The sequence below is a fragment of the Streptococcus sp. cx1 genome (assembly GCF_052384325.1).
Lineage (GTDB): Bacteria > Bacillota > Bacilli > Lactobacillales > Streptococcaceae > Streptococcus > Streptococcus salivarius_G.
The window spans coordinates 47,736-66,170 of the sequence record NZ_JBQSUN010000001.1 but is presented as its reverse complement, the minus strand read 5'-3'; the positions used below and the strand labels follow the sequence as shown (position 1 = coordinate 66,170).

Below are 18,435 nucleotides of genomic sequence, written 5' to 3'. Positions count from 1 at the left end.
ATTTCCTTTCATGTGTTAACAAATGGGCTAACACTGATGATATAACATCTTATTATAGCACGTTTTGGACACTAAAAAAACCAGACTAGCTGGTTTTAAACATTACTAGTTTTGGAAGCGCTTTTTATCAACTCTAACATCACGTTCATAGTCATAATCTAATTTCTTCACGTCATCCCCTGATAGGCGTTTGAAACTTCTTTCTTCAATAAGTTTGCCTTTCTTATTATAAGTTGTAACGATCAATCTATCACCCTTAACCTTGTATCGAACGGTTTCTTCAAGAGATTCTTTGTAGGATTTAACGTAAATCTTTTTACTTTCATCGTTATCAGCCTGAGTTCGATATTCACTTATTTTGTATTGATTATCTACCGCTTGGTCAATGACTTTGGTATATTCAGATAGTGACATGGTTGGTTTAAGCGTTCCTGACCAAGCATCTGGATGGTATGCTTCGTCAGTATCATAGTCTGTAAAGTCAACCAGATTGTTCCCGCCAGCTAAGGTATAAAAATAAAATTTAACATTATTACCTTTGACTTTAACAAAATCATGAGCCTCTAGACCACTTTTCTTGAAAGATTCCATACCATCAACCATTTTCTTCTTATCTTTATGGTAAAAGCGATAAGTTTCAAGCAGATAGGTTCCTTCAGGTATTTTACCGCCTTGCAGGTGCATAAACGCATAGCCACCAAATGAAAGTGCCACTAGGACAATCGCCCCCACTACAGAAGCAATAATAATTTTAGCTTTCTTAGACAAGCCTGTCTTAGCAGGAGCAACTTGTGAAACGGCTTGTGTCACTTGGTCACTCAACTGAGCTTGCTGTGGATTAATACCCTCGTCCTTAGCCTCTTGAGAAATAAATTCCCCATTAGCTTTTGCTTGTTGGATTTCTTCCTCTGTCGGCTTACGATTATTGATTGTTTCGAAATAATCTAACCACTCTTTTTCGTTCATAAAAGTCCCCTTTTTCATTGATACTTCCATTCTAACAGAAAAAAGACTCCAAGGCTATTTGATTATTTCCATATAAAGAAAAGCGATACCAGAATGGAGTTTTGGCTCTCCTTCTCGTACCACTTTACTCATTTACATCATTGGGTGATTAGATTTTATCACTAGATTTTTTACTACTTTTACTATCGTCAGAGCCTGATTTAGAACCACTACCATAGTCATCGCTATTACCATAGCCATAGTCATTACCATAACCATAGCCGTAATTGTAGCCATAACCATAATCATAGTAATCCTTGAAGTCATCATATTGATCACTATAAGTCTTCAAATCTTTCTTATAATCTTTGATGGCATCCTTATAGTCATCCCAGCGCTCCTCAGCGTCTCCCTTACTCATACGTTTATAAGTAATACGTGACTGAAGCTTCCCTTTTTTATCATAAGTAGTCAGAGTGTATTCATCGCCATGCTTGACATAGGTACGTTTTTCCTTCAAGGTATCTTTATATTCTCTTGTTGTTTTTTTAACGACTTTGTCAGCTTCCTCTTTGGTATAAAACGAATAGTCTTTTCTCATCTTTTTCATGAAGTCTTTTGTGACATCTTCGACTTGATCCGCATCTAAAACTTGACTCTCTGTTCTATTCCACGGATCAAATACCTGAGGAACATCTATCTCATAGTCCATCAAACTAACATATGATTTATTGTCACTCTCTACTAAATTGTAGGTTCTAGATTGATTATTCTTTACAACTACAAAAGACTGAAACTCCAAATCCTCCTTCTTGTATTCATCTATGCCGTCAACCATTTTATCTTTGTCTTCATCATAACGAGAGAAAGAAACTACCTCATATGTTCCATCCGCAATCTTACCTGATTGGTAGCGCCATAGTGAGTAGCCCCCAACAATAAGTAAAATTGCTGCCAAGGAACCAAAGACTGATGCCAAAATAATCTTAGTTTTCTTAGACATACCTTTTTTAGCAGGTACGACTTGTTGGAAGGTTGCTGTTGTTTGGGCAAACTGAGGCTGCTGTGTCATCGTTATCACAGGTTCAGCTGGCTTAATCGGTCTTTGCTCCGTCGCCTGTCTATTTGAGCCAAAGACGTTAGGGTTAGGTCGTTCAAGGATAAACTCGCCTGCTGCTTGAGCTTGAGCTAACTCTGCGGGAGTTGGTTTGCGACCGTTGACTAATTCAAAGTACTCAATCCACTCTTGCTGGTTCATAATAATCTCCTTTTTTATTGGTCTACTGTTCTATTGTACCAAAATAAATGGTGAAATAGTATTTGACAATTATCATAAAGACTGTAAGGTTTTTTAATAAATCATTAGGTTATGATTCTCGATAGAAAAGAGCTGCTTGGTCGGTAAGTGGTTCAACGCCAGATGAGATAATCCCCATCATGCCTTGAATAATTATAATACTTCAAGGCATACTCATAATCCCTATCATAACCACTTTTGACCCCTTTGGCTTCCTCTGAGCTCAATCGTTTAAAAGTTCTACGCGACTCAATATGTCCATCATTAGCATAAACAGTCAGAACGAGACCATTAGGGCGCTTTTCATAAGTTCTTTTTTGCTTCAACATTTTTTTATAATCGTCTACACACCTTTGGACAGATACTTCTTTTACTCTTGAATACTCCTCTCCCTTTTTAGAAATCTTATCTATATGAGAAATCACTAGAGCTTCATATTCAGAGACTGTTAGATCCTGTTTCAAAGTCCCTGTACGTGGGTCAAAAGTCTGTGGGAGCTTTTCATCATGCTCAAATGGTGAGACAAAAGGTTCCCCATCCCCCACAAAAACATAATAAAATTGAGATTTCATATTCTCAACAACTATAAAATCCTCATATAAGCTATCATTATTCTCTCCTCGCTCAGTCCAATTTATCAATTCATTGGAATATGCCGATTTAGCCTCGTATTTTAGCATCTGATAAGTGCCGTCTGGAATATAGTTCTCTTGATACTTCCAAAATCTTCCCTCTCCTATGGCTATCAAGACTGTCGCAACAAGTCCAAGCAATACAATGATAGCAATCTTCCATTTTTTTGCTTTAGTCATGGCTCTCCCCCCTTACTGGCCTGTGATTCAATTCTATTTTACCAGAAATAGGGGAAAAGCTGATGACATGACTGCAAAGGAAAAGAGGTTGAGAACACAGACTCTCAAACCTCTTTTCAGCTATTTATTTTTTAAGATCCTCAGCACCAATAACTGGGTATTCAGTCAATCCTGACGCTGCTTCTTCTTCAACCTTGTTTGTTTCCTCTGATTTTTCCTCAAAGTCAACCTTAGGTGCATCTTTTTCATAAGCATTAATGATATCAGCTACAACTGGGTGACGAACGACATCGCTAGCAGAGAAGTGAACAAAATCAATAGCCTTAATTCCCTTCAATTTCTCCATAGCATCGACAAGGCCTGATTTAACACGACGTGGCAAGTCAATCTGACTCATGTCCCCATTGACAATCATCTTAGAATTAAAACCAAGACGGGTCAAGAACATCTTCATTTGCATGATGGTTGTATTTTGTGCCTCATCAAGGATAACAAAGGCATCCTCTAGGGTACGACCACGCATATAAGCGAGGGGGGCAATCTCAATAATTTCACGTTCCATGAGGCGGGTCGTTTGCTCCTTACCAAGAATTTGATATAAGGCATCATAAACAGGGCGAAGGTAAGGATCCACCTTTTCCTTGAGATCACCAGGCAAGAAACCAAGGCTCTCACCCGCCTCAACCGCCGGACGTGTCAGAACAATACGTTTAACTTGACCACGTTTAAGGGCTGTAACCGCAAGGGTAACCGCTAAAAAGGTCTTCCCTGTACCAGCTGGACCAATTCCAAAGACCACATCATGACTTTTAATGCTATCAACATAGACCTTTTGTCCTAAAGTCTTCACTCGGATAGGCTTACCACTGTTGTCCTTGATAATCTCTTCTTCATATAAAGCAACAAACTTGTCAATCGAACCATCTTGAGCCATGGTTAAGGCCGCAACAACATCTGAAGTGTTGACTAGCATTCCACGCTCCACTAAAACAAGGAGGGCTTGAATGGTCAAACGAGCCAATTCAATACTTTCCTCGTCATCTCCAAGGATCTGCACACGCTCTGTTCGAGCATGAATAATAACATTTAGGTTTTCCTCGATAAGTTTTAGATGGCGCTCATTGGTCCCAAAAAGTGACAAGACATCATCTGGGTGATTTAGGGTAATTTCAACAGAATACTCTTGCAAATAGAGTTCCTCTTTCTTTCGTCTTTTTCTCCATTATATCAAAAAAATCACGCCAGGCGTGACTTTTTATTATTCTGACTTATTCATTAAATGACACGTGAACGTGGTCATAGTGGTTTTCAGTAATGCTACCACGGTCAGGCATTTGGTTCCAAGTGTTAGCTGGTCCGTAGATATTATCTACTGGTGCGTAGAATTGTTGTCTGTAGATGACATATGAGATACCTGCATTTGAGATATTGTCTACTGCATATTGAGCGACTTGATTACCAACTTCTGAACCAACTGGTACCATAACGTCAACGGCAAGTCCTTGACCATGGTCTTGTGGATCACCTTCACGGTAACCACCGATATCAGTAAGACCGAATTGTGCTGCTACATCTTGACGGAAAGCTTCAGCTTGTGGTTGAAGGTGTGGATCCGTTGGAAGTGTATTTGTTGATGCAGGTTGTGCTGCTGGTGCCTCTGAAGCCGCTGGTGCCTCTGAAGCTACTTCTGATGTTGCTGCTGGTTCTACCGCTGGCTGTTCTGCTGGCGCCTCTGATGCTGCTGGTGCTTCTGAGGCAGCTTCTGATGTTGCTGCTGGTTCTGCAGCTGGTTGTTCTGCTGGTGCCTCTGAAGTTGCTGGTGCTTCTGAAGACGCTTCTGACGTTGCTGCTGGAGCTTCTTCTTTTACTTCAGGTTGTGCTGGTGTTTCAGCAGTTGGAGTAGTTTCTGCTTCAGGTGTAGCTTCTGCTGACGTAGTGACATGATCAATAGCATCAGCAACTGGTTGTTCAGTTTCTGCATATGCTGGTGCTTCTGATGCTGATGCGATAGCTTCTGTTACTTCTGAAACAGCTTGAGTTGATTCTTCTGTAGCAGGTGCTTGAGTAGCTGTTGTGCTTACTGTTTCAACTGGAGCTGTCAAGTCCGCTGCAACTACAGATTGACCATTTACAGTCACTTCGTTAGTTGTCAAATTAGCTTCTGCAACTACAGGTGTAGTTGATGTTTCTGAAGCTGGAGTTTCAACTTTAACAGAGACTGCTTGATTATCAGCATTGTAAGTTGCTGTCAAGACTGTTCCAGGGTAAATCAAATCAATGTTTGTAATTTGATTGATGTTAGCCAAAACGTTCACATCGATACCCATAGCTTCAGCGATACTTCCCAAAGTATCACCGTATTGAACTGTATAAGTTTGTTGGTTATCACTTACAGCGATATCTGCTTTGATTTGATCTACTGAACGTACTGCCCAGTTTGAAGTTTCATCGGCATGTACGTGACTTGCAGCAAAAAGTGAAAGTGCTGCGGTCGAGTAAAGAAGTGCCTTTGTAGTTTTAGATTTTGATAACATGTATAATTCATTCCTTTTTTAACAATTTCAATATCTACAATAATACCACACTTTTCATCAAAAAAGTTATGATTTACTGCTCTTTAAAGCAATTACTAACTAGTTGTAACAAGCCTAATTTATTGAAAAACATCTGAGATATTTGTAAAAAAATGTAACAATTCATCCCAATTCAAATGGTAATTACTTTTTAAAGAAAATGCTAAAAGTCATTATGCTTATCGTAAGCTTAGTCACTATTAATGGGCTAGGTAATCTTCCCAAATCTGGTCAAACTGCCCTAGATTAAAGGAAAAGCTAGCTTGATCTTCCAAGTAACGACTGACTTCTTCAAAGTCATCGGTATGCTTCGGGAAGGTTGAATCTTCAAAAGCCAAATCAGCCAAGATTGCTACTGGTTCATTGGATTTGGGATTACGCTGGGCCATCAGCCAAGTATAAAAGGATTTTCTCATGCCTTCTCCTAACCGATTAATTCTGTTCCAAACTGATCTTGTTTGATTTTTTTGGCCTTCATCAGACCACCTAGAGCCTTCTTAAATTGACCCTTAGAAATACCGAAGGTTGCCTTGATATCTGCTGGTGATGACTTGTCATTAAGCGTCATAAAGCCGCCATTGCTCTCTAAATAGGTCAAAATCATCTGAGCATCATTTTCGAGCATTTCAAAAGAACGTGGTTTAAGAGAAAGATTGAGGGTCCGGTCAACTTCTCTGAACCCAATCACACGCGCTTCAAGGACCTGACCTAAACGTGGCTCCGCATAACGTTCTGATGGATGGATGAAACCAAGCATGTTATTCTCTGGCAAATAAACAAAAGTTCCTGACAATTTGAGACGGTAGGCAATAGCTGGCCATTTTTGGTTTTGCATATTATCGTAAGCAGGTCCAGCCATACGTTGAAAGACCTCAGGTTCGGCAGGAAGTCCCCAAATACGGTCTTTTTTGTCAACATCGAGTTTGATGTAGAGTTTATCCCCCTTCTTAGGCCAAAGCTCCTTGAGTTCTGGCAAAACATCGAGAGAGACAACAATCTCCTTATCTGGAATTCCTACGTCTACAAAGACACCCAAATCCTTACGAACTTCAGTAACCTCTCCCCAATCATAAGAATCGCGAGTTGCCTTGATTTCCTTTTGAGTCAGACGTGATTTTTGCTTGCTATCTGTATAGGCGAAACCTGTCACCATGTCACCAATAGCGCGTTCTCCTTCTTCTTTAGATAAAGCAAAAGTCACACCGTCCTTTTGTACAAAGTAAAATTTATCATTTTCATCAGTTACTAGGGCAGTAATGATCGTTCCAAGTAATGTATTCATCTTTTTCCTCTAAAAAGAGAGTCGGACAAGGAAGCTAACATAGTCCATGCTCTTTTGCTTCTGTCCCACTCTCCTTATTTTTCTATTGATTAAACAGTAAGGAGTTCTTTTTCCTTTTCTGCTGTCATGCTGTCAATCTTCTTAACAGCGTCATCAGTTGCTTTTTGGATATCTTTTTCCAAAGCTTTCAATTGATCTTCTGTGATTTCTTTGTCTTTTTCTTGCTTCTTAGCTTCATCCATAGCATCACGACGGATGTTACGGATAGCGATTTTAGCATTTTCGCCGACTTTTTTCACTTCTTTAGCCAACTCTTTACGTGTTTCTTCTGTAAGTGCTGGGATAACCAAGCGTACAACAGAACCATCGTTTGCTGGGTTAATACCAAGATCTGATTCATTAATCGCACGTTCGATATCAGCAATTGAACCTTTATCAAATGGTGAAATCAAAAGGACACGTGCTTCAGGAACCGTTATTGAAGCCAATTGGTTAAGTGGTGTTGGAGCACCATAGTATTCTACAGTGATGCGGTCAAGAAGTGAAGCATTGGCACGACCTGCACGGATAGAGCCAAATTCACGGGCCAATGACTCGTGTGAGTGGGCGAAACGTTCTTTTGCTTTTTCAATAATTGCGTTTGTCATAAATTCTCTCTTTCTTACTTGTGTGATTCTGCTTTGTTAGATACAGTTGTCCCAATTTGCTCACCAAAGATAACACGTTTGATGTTTCCTGGTTCGTTCATGTTGAAGACAACAAGGTCAATGTCATTATCCATTGAAAGGGTAGAAGCTGTGGCATCCATAATTTTCAAACCACGTTTGATAACTTCCACGTGTGTCAATTCATCAAATTTGACAGCATCAGCGTTTTTACGAGGGTCGTCATTGTAGACACCATCAACGCCGTTTTTAGCCATAAGAATAGCATCAGCTTCAATTTCAGCTGCACGAAGAGCCGCTGTTGTATCTGTTGAGAAGTACGGTGAACCAATACCTGCTGCAAAGATAACAATACGACCTTTTTCAAGGTGACGAAGGGCACGACCACGAATATAAGGCTCTGCCACAGATTTCATATCAATCGCTGTCTGAACACGTGTATCAACACCGAGTTGTTTCAAACTATCTGCCATAACAAGAGCATTCATAGTTGTTCCAAGCATACCAGTATAGTCTGCTTGAACACGATCCATTCCTGCTTCAGCTGCAGGTTCCCCACGCCAAAGGTTACCACCACCGATAACTAGAGCAATTTGAATACCTGAATCCGCTACCTCAGCAATTTCCTTAGCCATAGCTTGGACAGTTGGAAGATCAATCCCAACACCTCGTTCACCAGCCAAAGCTTCACCTGAAAGTTTAATGAGGACACGTTTGTATTTTGGTTCTGCCATGATTTCTCCCTATTAACTATTTTGTTTTATGATTTGATTCTTAGCTGAGATTTATCTTTCCTAAGTCGTACATTACCAGCCTTTTAAGGTGGTTAAGGGGTCTCATTCGAGCATCTCCTTTTTATGATTAGGATAGGAAAATGGTTTCTTTTTTGCAAAGAAAATACTAAATCTTCATCCTTACTATTTTATCATAAATTAGGGTTTTAACCTAGTCAAATATTTAAAAAATATCTTTACAAGATGACTGTAAAAGTAATGGTATCATTTTTGTAGGAAGCAAAGAGACGTCCCTTAAATAATTTGACCATACTTTGTGCCATAGACAGACCAATACCAAATCCCTTATGTTCTTTATTATTATGGGATTCTTCTGTACGGTAAAAACGTTCGAAAAACTTACTATAGTCAACAGACTTGCCTTCTTTATAAGTATTAGACACTTCTAGACGAGCCCGTTTTCGCGTCCTACCAATCTGACAAAGCCTTACAGTAACCGTCCCTTCTGGATCACAATACTTGTTAGCATTATCCACAAGCAAGGTCACAAGTTCAAAGAGAGACTTCTCCTCTGCCTTAACATGAATCCCTGGAGTAATATCCATGACAAACGATTTACCGTCTCGGATAACAGGCCCCTTAAAGTCCTCTGCAGCATCCTCCGTAATATAGGAAAAATCCACATCTTGAAGAACAATGTCCGGCTGCTCCTCCAGACGGGATAGAGCTACCAGAGAATTGATTAGAGTAGTCAAACGTGCCACCTGGTCGTTCGTCGACTTGGTCCATTCGTTCTCTCCAGTCATGAGTTCTTGTAGCTCCGTATTGGCAGAAATAATAGCCAATGGTGTCTTTAATTCATGACCTGCATTGGTAATAAAACGTCGCTGCTTTTCGTAGTTTCGAATGAAGGGACGAATGACAATTCCTGATAAGGCACTGACAATGATGACAAAAAAGATAAAGCCAAACATTGATAAAAGGATAGAAAGACTTAACAAGGCTTGGGAAGAATTATAATAAGAGGTCGTGTCCAGAAAGACCACAAGGATCTTATTTTTGCTAACTTTACTAACCTGATAACTGAGATTAATATTTTTTTCTCTAATGGTTCCAAGAGTACTCGTCATTCGGCTAGCTGCACGGGCATAAGTAGCGGCCTCTTCATCATTTATCAAGGAAGTATGACTGGTGTCCTGACTGACCACTTTATCACCAGACAAGGTCACGCTGAAAAAACGAAAACTATCTGATGGAATTTCACGCCCTTGATTGGTCTCAATTTTTTTCGTTTTTCCGAAACTACCATTATTTTCTGTAAGTGTGTTGAGAACCTTACTAATTTCCTGCTCCGTCTGAAAGGACCTCACAGTATTGATGATTCCCACAGTAGAGACCAAGATAAAGAGGATAGCCAAGGAAGCAATCGTAATAAATTGAAGTCGTAAACGTCTAAACATGAGCTACTCCTCTCTAATTGGTGAGAAGGCAAAAGTCGCCTCCTTTTTCACCAAGAATGCTGATGTCAGCCTGGATGGCTTGCAATTTCTGACGCAGATAGGAAATATAGACCCAGACAATAGACTCGTCCACATCTTCCTCATCCTCCCAGATAGTCTTGAAAAGGTGCTCAGTCGTTAATTTCTTGGCAGGATTGAGCATGAAGTGGGCCATTAACTTGGTCTCTCTGCTTGAAAGTCGAATGGCGTTCCCAGCTACCAACTCCTGCTCTTCTTGGTCCAAACGAACAGAACCAAGAGTCAAAATTTTGGCAGTGAAGCTCTCACTCACACGACGTTCTAATGAGCGCAGACGAGCCAAAAGTTCTTTAAGGGAGATTGGCTTGGTCAAGTAATCGTCTGCCCCAGCATCAAGCCCGGTCACACGATCATCAATTTCAGCCATAGCTGTCAACATAATGACATGCGTCCTGTCCCCAGAGGAGCGAATCTCTTTCAGGGCATCAATACCTGTTTTAATGGGCATCATAATATCCATGATCATCACTTGATAGGCATTCTGTGCAGCTAGATCTACTGCCTCTTGCCCATTGAATGCTTGATCCACCTCATAGCCTTGATGTTCTAGGGCTGCCTTATAAACTCGAGACAGGGCTTCCTCATCCTCAGCTAACAGAATTTTCAAAGTCATTCTAGTCCCCTCCTTCTTGAATTAAGTTACGGATGGTCTGCATGGTCAAATCACATGAGGCTAATTCATCCGCACAGCGCTTAAGCTCACGGGTAATCATTTCTGGATTTTTGATGTCATGTTTATACTTCATCTGATGCTCCAAACTGGCCCATGAATCCTGAGCAATGGTCCGAAGTTGAACCTCAACAAAATAGGTTCCCTTATCATTTCCTAAGACATCTGGAAACTCGGTTTCTACTTCCAAAATGAGGTGGTAAGAACGATAGCCGTTTGGCTTGGCATTTAAAATATAGTCCTTCTCATTATAGACTGAAATGCCAGGAATAGCCTTAATGACATCGATAGTCTTGTAAATATCATCGACAAAGCCACAAACAATTCGAATCCCTATACTATCACGAATTTCCTTGAGAGCAGATTGGCTGGTTTCAGGCAAATTTTTCCTACGACACTTTTCACGCATAGAATCGCTCTCTTTGATTCGTGAAATAAAATGTTCATAGAGTTTAAAGCCTGTTTCTTTTTTGCTAGTTATATTAGCCGCAATAATCGGGTCTGTTATTTCTTGTAAAATCTTGGGGAGATACTGAGCATATTCCCCATAAATACTTGGAGTTGACATATAAACCTCCTCTAATAGCGTTTCCTAATTATAGCATAGATAGACTTAAAATTAAGGAATGAGCCTGGTAGGATAGGCGTTGAGACTATGAAAAAAATCCAGCCGAAGCCGGATTTTTTTTAGTTATCTAAGTTTCATTAGCACTCGACTATTCATCAAGCGATTTGACAAAAGGCCAGTTACCTAGTTTGTGTGTTTCATAAGTCAAGACCTTATAACCACATTGCTTGTAGCCATTTTTCTCATAGAAAGGTACATTGTAATCGCGATTGGTAATCAAACCAAGACTGTGACCTCCTGTACTACGCACAAAAGGTTCAACCCCTTCAAGCAAGAAACGACTCCCTATCCCTTTTCTTTGATAATCTGGAGTCACCGCCAACATCATCAAGTACCAGTCGTATTCTGCAGAATCTTCCAGATGTCTTTCAGACTCTTCAACAAAGTTAAAATACTTGAACAACTTAGTGATGCTTATAAAACGGAAAAGCTTGGTCGCCCCATTTTGAAGATAATTAAGCATAGAAATCGTCTGATGCTGTAAAATAGCTGCCGCAACAATGCGACCGTCCTTTTCAGCCACCAAACATGAGTCCCGTTTAATCGCCAAACGCACCAATATTTCCTGCAAGGCTAAGACAAATTCCTTATACTGTTCAGGCTTCTTTAAATTACTGGCAATCATTGAAAGATAGGGGTAATCTTCAAAGGCATCTGCACATACTTGTGCAACTTCCTGAACTTCGTCTAGTCTTGCTTTGCGATATCGCATCATAATCTCCTAATCTGTCTGTTTTTTTCAGTATAACACAAAACGTATGACTGACAGTCATACGTTCTATGGCCTTTTGTAAAATCTTATAATTTTATAAGAAAAGTTTAGGCAACTTCTTCTGTAAATTGACTATTATAAAGATCAGCATAGAAACCATCTGCTGCCATAAGCTCATCATGATTGCCCTGTTCAATAATGTTACCATCTTTCATGACAAGGATAAGGTCAGCATTTCGAATGGTTGATAAGCGGTGGGCAATGACAAAGGAAGTCCGACCTTCCATAAGCTTGTCCATAGCTTTTTGAATCAACTCTTCTGTCCGGGTGTCAACTGATGATGTCGCTTCATCCAAGATAAGAAGAGGGGCATCCTTAAGAAGCGCACGCGCAATGGTCAAGAGCTGTTTCTGACCAACTGACAAGGTCACAGAGTCATCCAAATAAGTATCATAACCCTTTGGAAGTGTGGTGATGAAGTGGTGAACACCGACAGCTTTGGCTGCAGCAATAACTTGCTCGTCAGAGATATTTTCTTGGTTGTAAATCAAATTATCACGAATAGTACCTTCAAAGAGCCAAGTGTCCTGAAGCACCATAGAAAATTGGTCATGAACGGTTTCACGCTTCATGTCATTCGTATCCACACCGTCAATGGTGATACGACCTTGGTCGATGTTATAGAACTTCATAAGCAGGTTAACAATAGTCGTCTTACCAGCACCCGTTGGACCAACGATTGCAATCTTTTGACCTGGCTTAGCAAGAGCTGAAAAGTCATGAATAATAGTTTTTTCAGGAGTATAACCAAAGGAAACATGATCAAAGACAACTTGACCTTTAGTATCTGTCAATTCAGCTGTCTTAGCCGACTCGTCGTCCATATCTTTTTCTTCCAAAAATTCAAAGATACGACCAATGGCTGCAGTGGCTGATTGGAGTTGTGTAATCCCTTGGGCAATTTGAGAAAGAGGTTGGGAGAAGATACGAACGTAGGTCATGAAGGCTACCACATCACCAATCGTCAAGCTACCATCAATAACTTTGATAGCACCCACAAGACAGACCATGACATAACCAAAGTTCCCAATGAAAATCATAAGTGGCATCATAATACCTGAGATAAACTGTGATTGCCACATCGATTTATAGAGTTTATCATTAAGTCCCTTGAAAGCTTGACTACTTTCTTGAGCAGCATTGTAGCTTGTTACGACTGCTTGACCCGTGTAGATTTCTTCAATATAACCATTAATATTAGCCAAATTTTCTTGTTGGCGCTTGAAAAGGGGTTGCGAGAAGCCCATGATGAAGGCTACCAGAACAAAACCTATCAAGACAGAACCAATCGCAGTAAAAGCCATAGTGACATTTGAGTAGAACATCATAATAATGGCTGCCACCAAGAGAACACTTGAAGTAATCAAGGTACCTAAACCTTGACTAAGCGATTGTCCCAAAAGGTCAACGTCGTTGGTCACACGAGAGAGGGTATCCCCTTGAGAGTGACTATCAAAATAATTAAGAGGGACACTGTTGATTTTCTTTTGGATAGCTGTACGGAAACGTTGTGAAAAGCGTTGTGTAACTGTCGCAACCGTAAAGCTTTGTAAGTAACCAACAATCGCTGAAATGGCATAGAGAACAGCCAAGGTCATAGCAATACTTGCTACCTTGTCCAAATCAATACCTGGAATTGTCCCCATTTTAGTAGGTGTAATCCCTTCAGTAATAGTATTGGTAATTTCTTTAAGCTTATCTGGTCCAATAACTGTAATGACTGCTGAAATAATTGCTCCAAAAATCGCAAGGACAAACGGAATTTGGAAACCTTTAATATAGGGTTTTAAGCGTTTATAGGATGATGTTTTTGGCTTATTTTCCATTTTCTAACTCCTCCTTAGACAATTGTGAATAGGCAATTTCTTGGTAAACCTCATTATTTGCCAAGAGTTCCTTGTGAGTTCCTTGACCAACGACCTTACCTTGATCAAGTACCAAAATTTGGTCCGCATCCATAATAGTAGAGATACGTTGGGCAACAATCAACTTGGTCATCTCTTGTGTTCTTTCAGCCAATTCTTGACGTAACTTACGATCGGTCTTATAGTCTAAGGCTGAAAAAGAATCATCGAAAATCAAGATTTCAGGCTTACGTGCCAAGGCACGCGCAATAGCCAAACGTTGTTTCTGTCCACCTGAGAAGTTAGACCCGGCTTGGTCAACTTCTGCTTTAAGTTGACCTTCTTTATTTTCAACAAAGTCTTTTCCTTGAGCCAATTCGAGAGCTTCCCAAATCTTAGCATCATCAAGGGGACTGTTATTGCTCGTTCCCATCGTCATATTTGACGTAATATCACCTGAGAAAAGCACTGCCTTCTGTGGAATATAACCGACTATATTGTGCAAGGTTTCATGGTCATAATGTCGCACATCGACACCGTCAACCTTGATCGTTCCTTGCGTGGCATCATAAAAACGTGGGATAAGGTTGACAAGCGTTGATTTACCAGATCCAGTCGAACCAATAAAGGCAACCGTGTCACCTTTTTTAGCTTTGAAGCTAACATGCTCCAAAACAGGCTCTGAAGTTTCAGAATAACGGAAGGAAACATCATCAAATTCGACAGTACCCACTTCTTTAGGTTTTTCAGAACTATTTTCAGGATAAGAGACTGAAGATTGGGTATCTAGAACTTCATTGATACGACCAGCTGCTACAACTGCACGTGGAAGAAGGAAGAAAACAACAATCATCATCATGAATCCCATCACAACCTGCATGGCATAAGATGAATAAACCACCATGTCTGAGAAGAGATGGACCTTATTTTCCATAGCACCAGCAATCTTAGTTGGATCTGTTGGAATCTTAACATCTTCAATCAAATGTGCACCAATCCAATAAATAGCCAGTGTCAAACCACTTGATACAGCAGTCATCACGGGTGTCAGTAAGGCAAAAGAACGACCGATAAAGAGATTGTTTTGGGTCAAATCAGTATTGGCCTTTTCAAATTTATCCTCTTGATAACTTTCGGCGTTATAGGCACGCACCACACGAATTCCTGTAAGAGATTCACGCGTTACGCTATTCAGTTTATCGGTCAGAGTTTGAATCAAGCGTTGCTTAGGCATAACCATAATCAAGAGGAAAAGCATGAGAATGGCAATCACTGCCACAGCGACAAGCAAGGCAAGGAGCCAATTTCCATTTTTATCGGCAATCTTTGTAATCGCCCAAATGGCCATGATAGGTCCCTGTGTAATAACCTGTAACCCCATGGTAAGTACCATCTGCAATTGGGTAATATCATTTGTCGTACGGGTCAAAAGACTAGGAATTGAGAATTTCTTGATCTCTGCGTCCGAAAAATCTAGAACCTGATGGAAGATATCATCACGAAGGCGGGTGGTAAAACTTGCCGCTGTTCTGGCAGCTAAGAAACCAACCACTACAGAGGCCATAAAGCCTGCAAACGACATTAAAAGCATTCGCATCCCTGGAGCATCTGTATTCCAGGCAAAAATATCCGACGCTTTAGTTCCCTTAGTTGATAAGAGTGTCGTAATATCAGACATATAGTCTGGAATTTTCAAGTTTAGATAGACGTTCAAGCAAACAAAAATCACCGCTAAGACAATCATGATTAACTCTTTTGTCGTCAAACGTTTAAAAATTTTAAACATAAGTTACTCCTTATTTTTTTCTAAATTCATACGAATTTGGTGAAAGACACGAAAGGCTGTTTCAGCATCTTCTTTGGAAATACCTTCTAACAGCTGTTCATGGATGGCCTCTCGAAAATGTTTGACATCTCGAGCTTTCTTTTTACCTAAGTCTGTCAGATGAACATACTTGTAGCGTTTATCCTTGTCCGATGTCACCAACTCAACAAAACCATTTTTTTCCATTCGTTTGACCAAATTACTAGCCACTGATTTAGAAATACATAGTCTTTTTTCAATGTCTTTGATAAAGATTTCTTTATCTTGATTGTCAGACAAATACTTGACAGCAAATCCTTGAGGGCCAGCTAAATGCTCAACCCCATGGACCTTTCCTAACTCTTGCACGCGAGATTCCATAGTATTGATGAATTCTCTGAATTCACTAAAAGTATCTTTTCCATGCATCGCAAGTCCCTCCTTGAATAATTCTCATGGAAACTATTTTAGTTCTTATGAGAACTAATGTCAAGAAAAAAGTTCCTATGAGAACTAAAAAAGAGTGAGAAAAAAATTGCTTTCCGCTCTCACTCCCATAACTATGATTATTAAGGCTTTGAACTCAAAAACCTAGCCCGCTTGGGCTAGGCTATCTAAATAATAATCCCCTCTAAATGATCCAATTCATGTTGAATAATTTGGGCTGGCATACCAGAAAAACTTAACTGTTTAGGCATCCATTGTTCATCTAAATAGGCAACCTCAATCGACTCATAACGTCTGGTCGGACGACTTCCCTCTAAAGACAAGCAAGACTCCTCTGTTTGATAAGGTGAGGACTTGCTGACTAAAACAGGATTAAACATGACCAGATTGACAAAACCGATATTGACGATAATAACACGCTTTTTAACGCCAATCATATTGGCAGCCATACCCACACAGGCTTCCTTATGAAACTCCAGTGTATCACGTAAATCTTTAGCCAAATAGAGGTCTTCTTTAGTCGCTTCTGTCGATTTTTGTCCAAGGAAAAAGACATCCTTTACGATAGTTTTTATCATCTATTTACTCCCTTTTCTTATCTAAACTATGAAATCATATACACTTCTTTTATCGGAAACAAAGGTTTTCAATTTCATATTAATCACCTTGACCTATTATATCAAAAGGGCTACCATCTAGTAAAACAGACAAAAAAAGAAACCCGCAAGCTTCTTTTTAGTCATCTTTCTTCACTCTATACAAATAACCAATAAACGCCAAAAGACTAATAGTTGATACACCCATTGCCAATTTGGCAACTGGGGTATAGCCATAGGTCAAAACGACATCATGCTTACCTGGTGGTAGGACTAGATTAGTTGGATTCTTTTCCTTAGCTAAGTAAGTAGTTACTCGCTTTCCATCAATCCTCGCTTCTTGTCCTTTATAGCAGAAAACTGGTAGCGACAAGACTTTAGCTTCTTTTGACTCGTTATCTACTGTAAGTGCTAGCTCCTTTGGAGAACGGCTGATGGTTGACTTAATTTCCTGATTATCCAAGAAAAGATGTTTGTCAAAGACAAAGCCAAAGGGCACTTCTTTATTGGTGTAATCGCCATTTATATTTTTATAAGTTCCCTTAGCTAGCATTTCTCTCGTGACTTTTGTATTGCTTGGCAATATATTCTTGGCTTTAGTCATCTTATCTTGGACAGTAACAATCTGAAACATATTCAGGCAAAGACCAAACAAGACAAGTATCGTCGTTGCCTTCATAGACATATTTTCCAAGATATTAGACAAGGCTAAGCTGAAGAAAAGCAAGGCAAAACTCCATAATCTCCAAGGAAATTGTAGGTTGGACACTGGACTCTCCTGTAATAACTGCCAAGGAAAACTATTCAAAGTTAAAAAAGCCAAAACAAAAGAAATAAAAAGGTAAATTCTAGCTTCCTTATCCTTCACAAAACGCTTAGCAAAGATTAGGCTTAGCACTAGACCCAAGAGATAGAGAAGATTAACTGATGGAGTCCTTAAATCACTTTTTAGAATCAACTCCCAGTTGTCTGCCAAACTTAAGGCAGTCTTGGATAGGAGCGGTTTAAAAGTCGTTCGTAGGGTGACATACTTGAATTGCTCTATCATAGGAACAAAGAAAGCTAGAGACATACTAAGAGTGACAAGAGTGGCCTTAAGAAATCCTAGAATACGTTCTTTTTTATTATCCCAAATCCCAAAACTAGCTACCACTGCTATGAAAATCATAAGAGAAGCCAAAAGGACAGACAAGACATGGGAATAGACTAAACCAAGCATGCCAAGAGTCAAAACCCACCATTTCTTGTAATCTCCAAATGTTATCAAACGAACGCCAACGAAAACTAGAGGTAAAAAAATCATAGCCAGCGTTTCGCCAACGGCTGCCCGGTAATAAGAATTGTGCAAGAAATAACCCGAAAAGAGATAAAAGGTAGCAAATACCATCACCTGTTTATCAGAATAGTTCAATAAACGTAATCCGTAAAAACTAAGCAAACAAGTTACAAAGCGAACAAGAAATTGAAAACTCATCCAGGCTACAAAGACTGACTGAGTCAGCTTATAGATTATAAAAATAGGATAATAGGTTAACCAGGGATAAAAGGTATTGATTAATTGTCCGGTCCCTCCGTTAGTTGTAAAATTGATAGGACTCTTCCAGACAGTATCCAAGGATAACAGTCGGTTAATGTGAAAGACAATATCATCACCATAAAGCTTGTCCCTAAAAAAGAACATAGGCAGTATTGACACTATGCTGATCAAGAAACTTATTAGAATGACTGTCTGATTAGTATACTTCTTTTCTTTTGCCCCACAGGGATCCTTTCCAAGACTCACGATTATTCCTCTCATATTCTAATTCATAAAAATCTACTCTAGAAA

General features: G+C 39.7%; 18 protein-coding genes. All 18 read right to left on the bottom strand.

The genetic code is table 11. The annotated features are described in order from the left end of the window. Positions 1–105 precede the first annotated feature (105 nt). Positions 106–984, bottom strand: coding sequence for a hypothetical protein (locus ACT170_RS00350; RefSeq protein ID WP_037612004.1), 879 nt, complete (start codon positions 982–984; stop codon positions 106–108). 130 nt (positions 985–1,114) lie between these two features. Then, positions 1,115–2,203, bottom strand: coding sequence for a hypothetical protein (locus tag ACT170_RS00345; RefSeq protein ID WP_038675405.1), 1,089 nt, complete (start codon positions 2,201–2,203; stop codon positions 1,115–1,117). A 152-nt stretch (positions 2,204–2,355) separates the two neighbouring features. Further along, entirely contained in the window at positions 2,356–3,054 is a 699-nt protein-coding gene (locus ACT170_RS00340) for a hypothetical protein (RefSeq protein ID WP_038675404.1), read from the bottom strand. 124 nt (positions 3,055–3,178) lie between these two features. Beyond that, a complete protein-coding gene (locus tag ACT170_RS00335) occupies positions 3,179–4,243 on the bottom strand; it encodes a PhoH family protein (protein WP_444817879.1) in 1,065 nt (354 codons plus the stop codon). 79 nt (positions 4,244–4,322) lie between these two features. Then, on the bottom strand, positions 4,323–5,588 hold the full coding sequence (locus tag ACT170_RS00330; protein WP_444817878.1) for a LysM peptidoglycan-binding domain-containing protein: 1,266 nt from the start codon (positions 5,586–5,588) through the stop codon (positions 4,323–4,325). A 239-nt stretch (positions 5,589–5,827) separates the two neighbouring features. Further along, positions 5,828–6,043 carry a YozE family protein gene (locus tag ACT170_RS00325; protein ID WP_002885591.1) on the bottom strand — a complete coding sequence of 72 codons (216 nt, stop codon included), beginning with the start codon at positions 6,041–6,043 and terminating at the stop codon, positions 5,828–5,830. Between the two features lie 8 nt (positions 6,044–6,051). Beyond that, the gene (gene cvfB / locus ACT170_RS00320) at positions 6,052–6,909 is read right to left on the bottom strand and encodes an RNA-binding virulence regulatory protein CvfB (protein WP_410536499.1); all 858 of its coding nucleotides are present in this window, start codon (positions 6,907–6,909) and stop codon (positions 6,052–6,054) included. Between the two features lie 89 nt (positions 6,910–6,998). Then, positions 6,999–7,556 (bottom strand): ribosome recycling factor, encoded by a 558-nt coding sequence (gene frr, locus ACT170_RS00315; protein ID WP_002885567.1) that lies wholly within the window; start codon positions 7,554–7,556, stop codon positions 6,999–7,001. A 14-nt stretch (positions 7,557–7,570) separates the two neighbouring features. Next, positions 7,571–8,308, bottom strand: a complete 738-nt coding sequence (gene pyrH / locus ACT170_RS00310) for a UMP kinase (RefSeq protein WP_002885551.1) — start codon at positions 8,306–8,308, stop codon at positions 7,571–7,573. Between the two features lie 236 nt (positions 8,309–8,544). Then, positions 8,545–9,768 (bottom strand): sensor histidine kinase, encoded by a 1,224-nt coding sequence (locus tag ACT170_RS00305; protein WP_129852143.1) that lies wholly within the window; start codon positions 9,766–9,768, stop codon positions 8,545–8,547. A gap of 13 nt (positions 9,769–9,781) precedes the next feature. Further along, positions 9,782–10,459 carry a response regulator transcription factor gene (locus tag ACT170_RS00300; RefSeq protein ID WP_129852144.1) on the bottom strand — a complete coding sequence of 226 codons (678 nt, stop codon included), beginning with the start codon at positions 10,457–10,459 and terminating at the stop codon, positions 9,782–9,784. A gap of 1 nt (position 10,460) precedes the next feature. Beyond that, positions 10,461–11,084: a GTP pyrophosphokinase gene (locus ACT170_RS00295; protein ID WP_129852145.1), complete on the bottom strand. Its 624-nt coding sequence runs from the start codon at positions 11,082–11,084 to the stop codon at positions 10,461–10,463. Positions 11,085–11,232: 148 nt separating this feature from the next. Next, positions 11,233–11,856, bottom strand: a complete 624-nt coding sequence (locus ACT170_RS00290) for a GNAT family N-acetyltransferase (protein ID WP_444817877.1) — start codon at positions 11,854–11,856, stop codon at positions 11,233–11,235. A gap of 107 nt (positions 11,857–11,963) precedes the next feature. Then, on the bottom strand, positions 11,964–13,742 hold the full coding sequence (locus ACT170_RS00285) for an ABC transporter ATP-binding protein (protein ID WP_037612017.1): 1,779 nt from the start codon (positions 13,740–13,742) through the stop codon (positions 11,964–11,966). Next, the gene (locus ACT170_RS00280) at positions 13,732–15,546 is read right to left on the bottom strand and encodes an ABC transporter ATP-binding protein (RefSeq protein ID WP_444817876.1); all 1,815 of its coding nucleotides are present in this window, start codon (positions 15,544–15,546) and stop codon (positions 13,732–13,734) included. Before ACT170_RS00280 ends, ACT170_RS00285 begins: the two co-directional genes overlap by 11 nt. Before the next feature lie 3 nt (positions 15,547–15,549). Beyond that, the gene (locus tag ACT170_RS00275; protein ID WP_002885568.1) at positions 15,550–15,993 is read right to left on the bottom strand and encodes a MarR family winged helix-turn-helix transcriptional regulator; all 444 of its coding nucleotides are present in this window, start codon (positions 15,991–15,993) and stop codon (positions 15,550–15,552) included. A 185-nt stretch (positions 15,994–16,178) separates the two neighbouring features. Beyond that, the gene (locus ACT170_RS00270; RefSeq protein ID WP_038675386.1) at positions 16,179–16,589 is read right to left on the bottom strand and encodes a peptide deformylase; all 411 of its coding nucleotides are present in this window, start codon (positions 16,587–16,589) and stop codon (positions 16,179–16,181) included. A 157-nt stretch (positions 16,590–16,746) separates the two neighbouring features. Next, on the bottom strand, positions 16,747–18,288 hold the full coding sequence (locus ACT170_RS00265) for a hypothetical protein (protein ID WP_444817875.1): 1,542 nt from the start codon (positions 18,286–18,288) through the stop codon (positions 16,747–16,749). Positions 18,289–18,435: the final 147 nt, after the last annotated feature.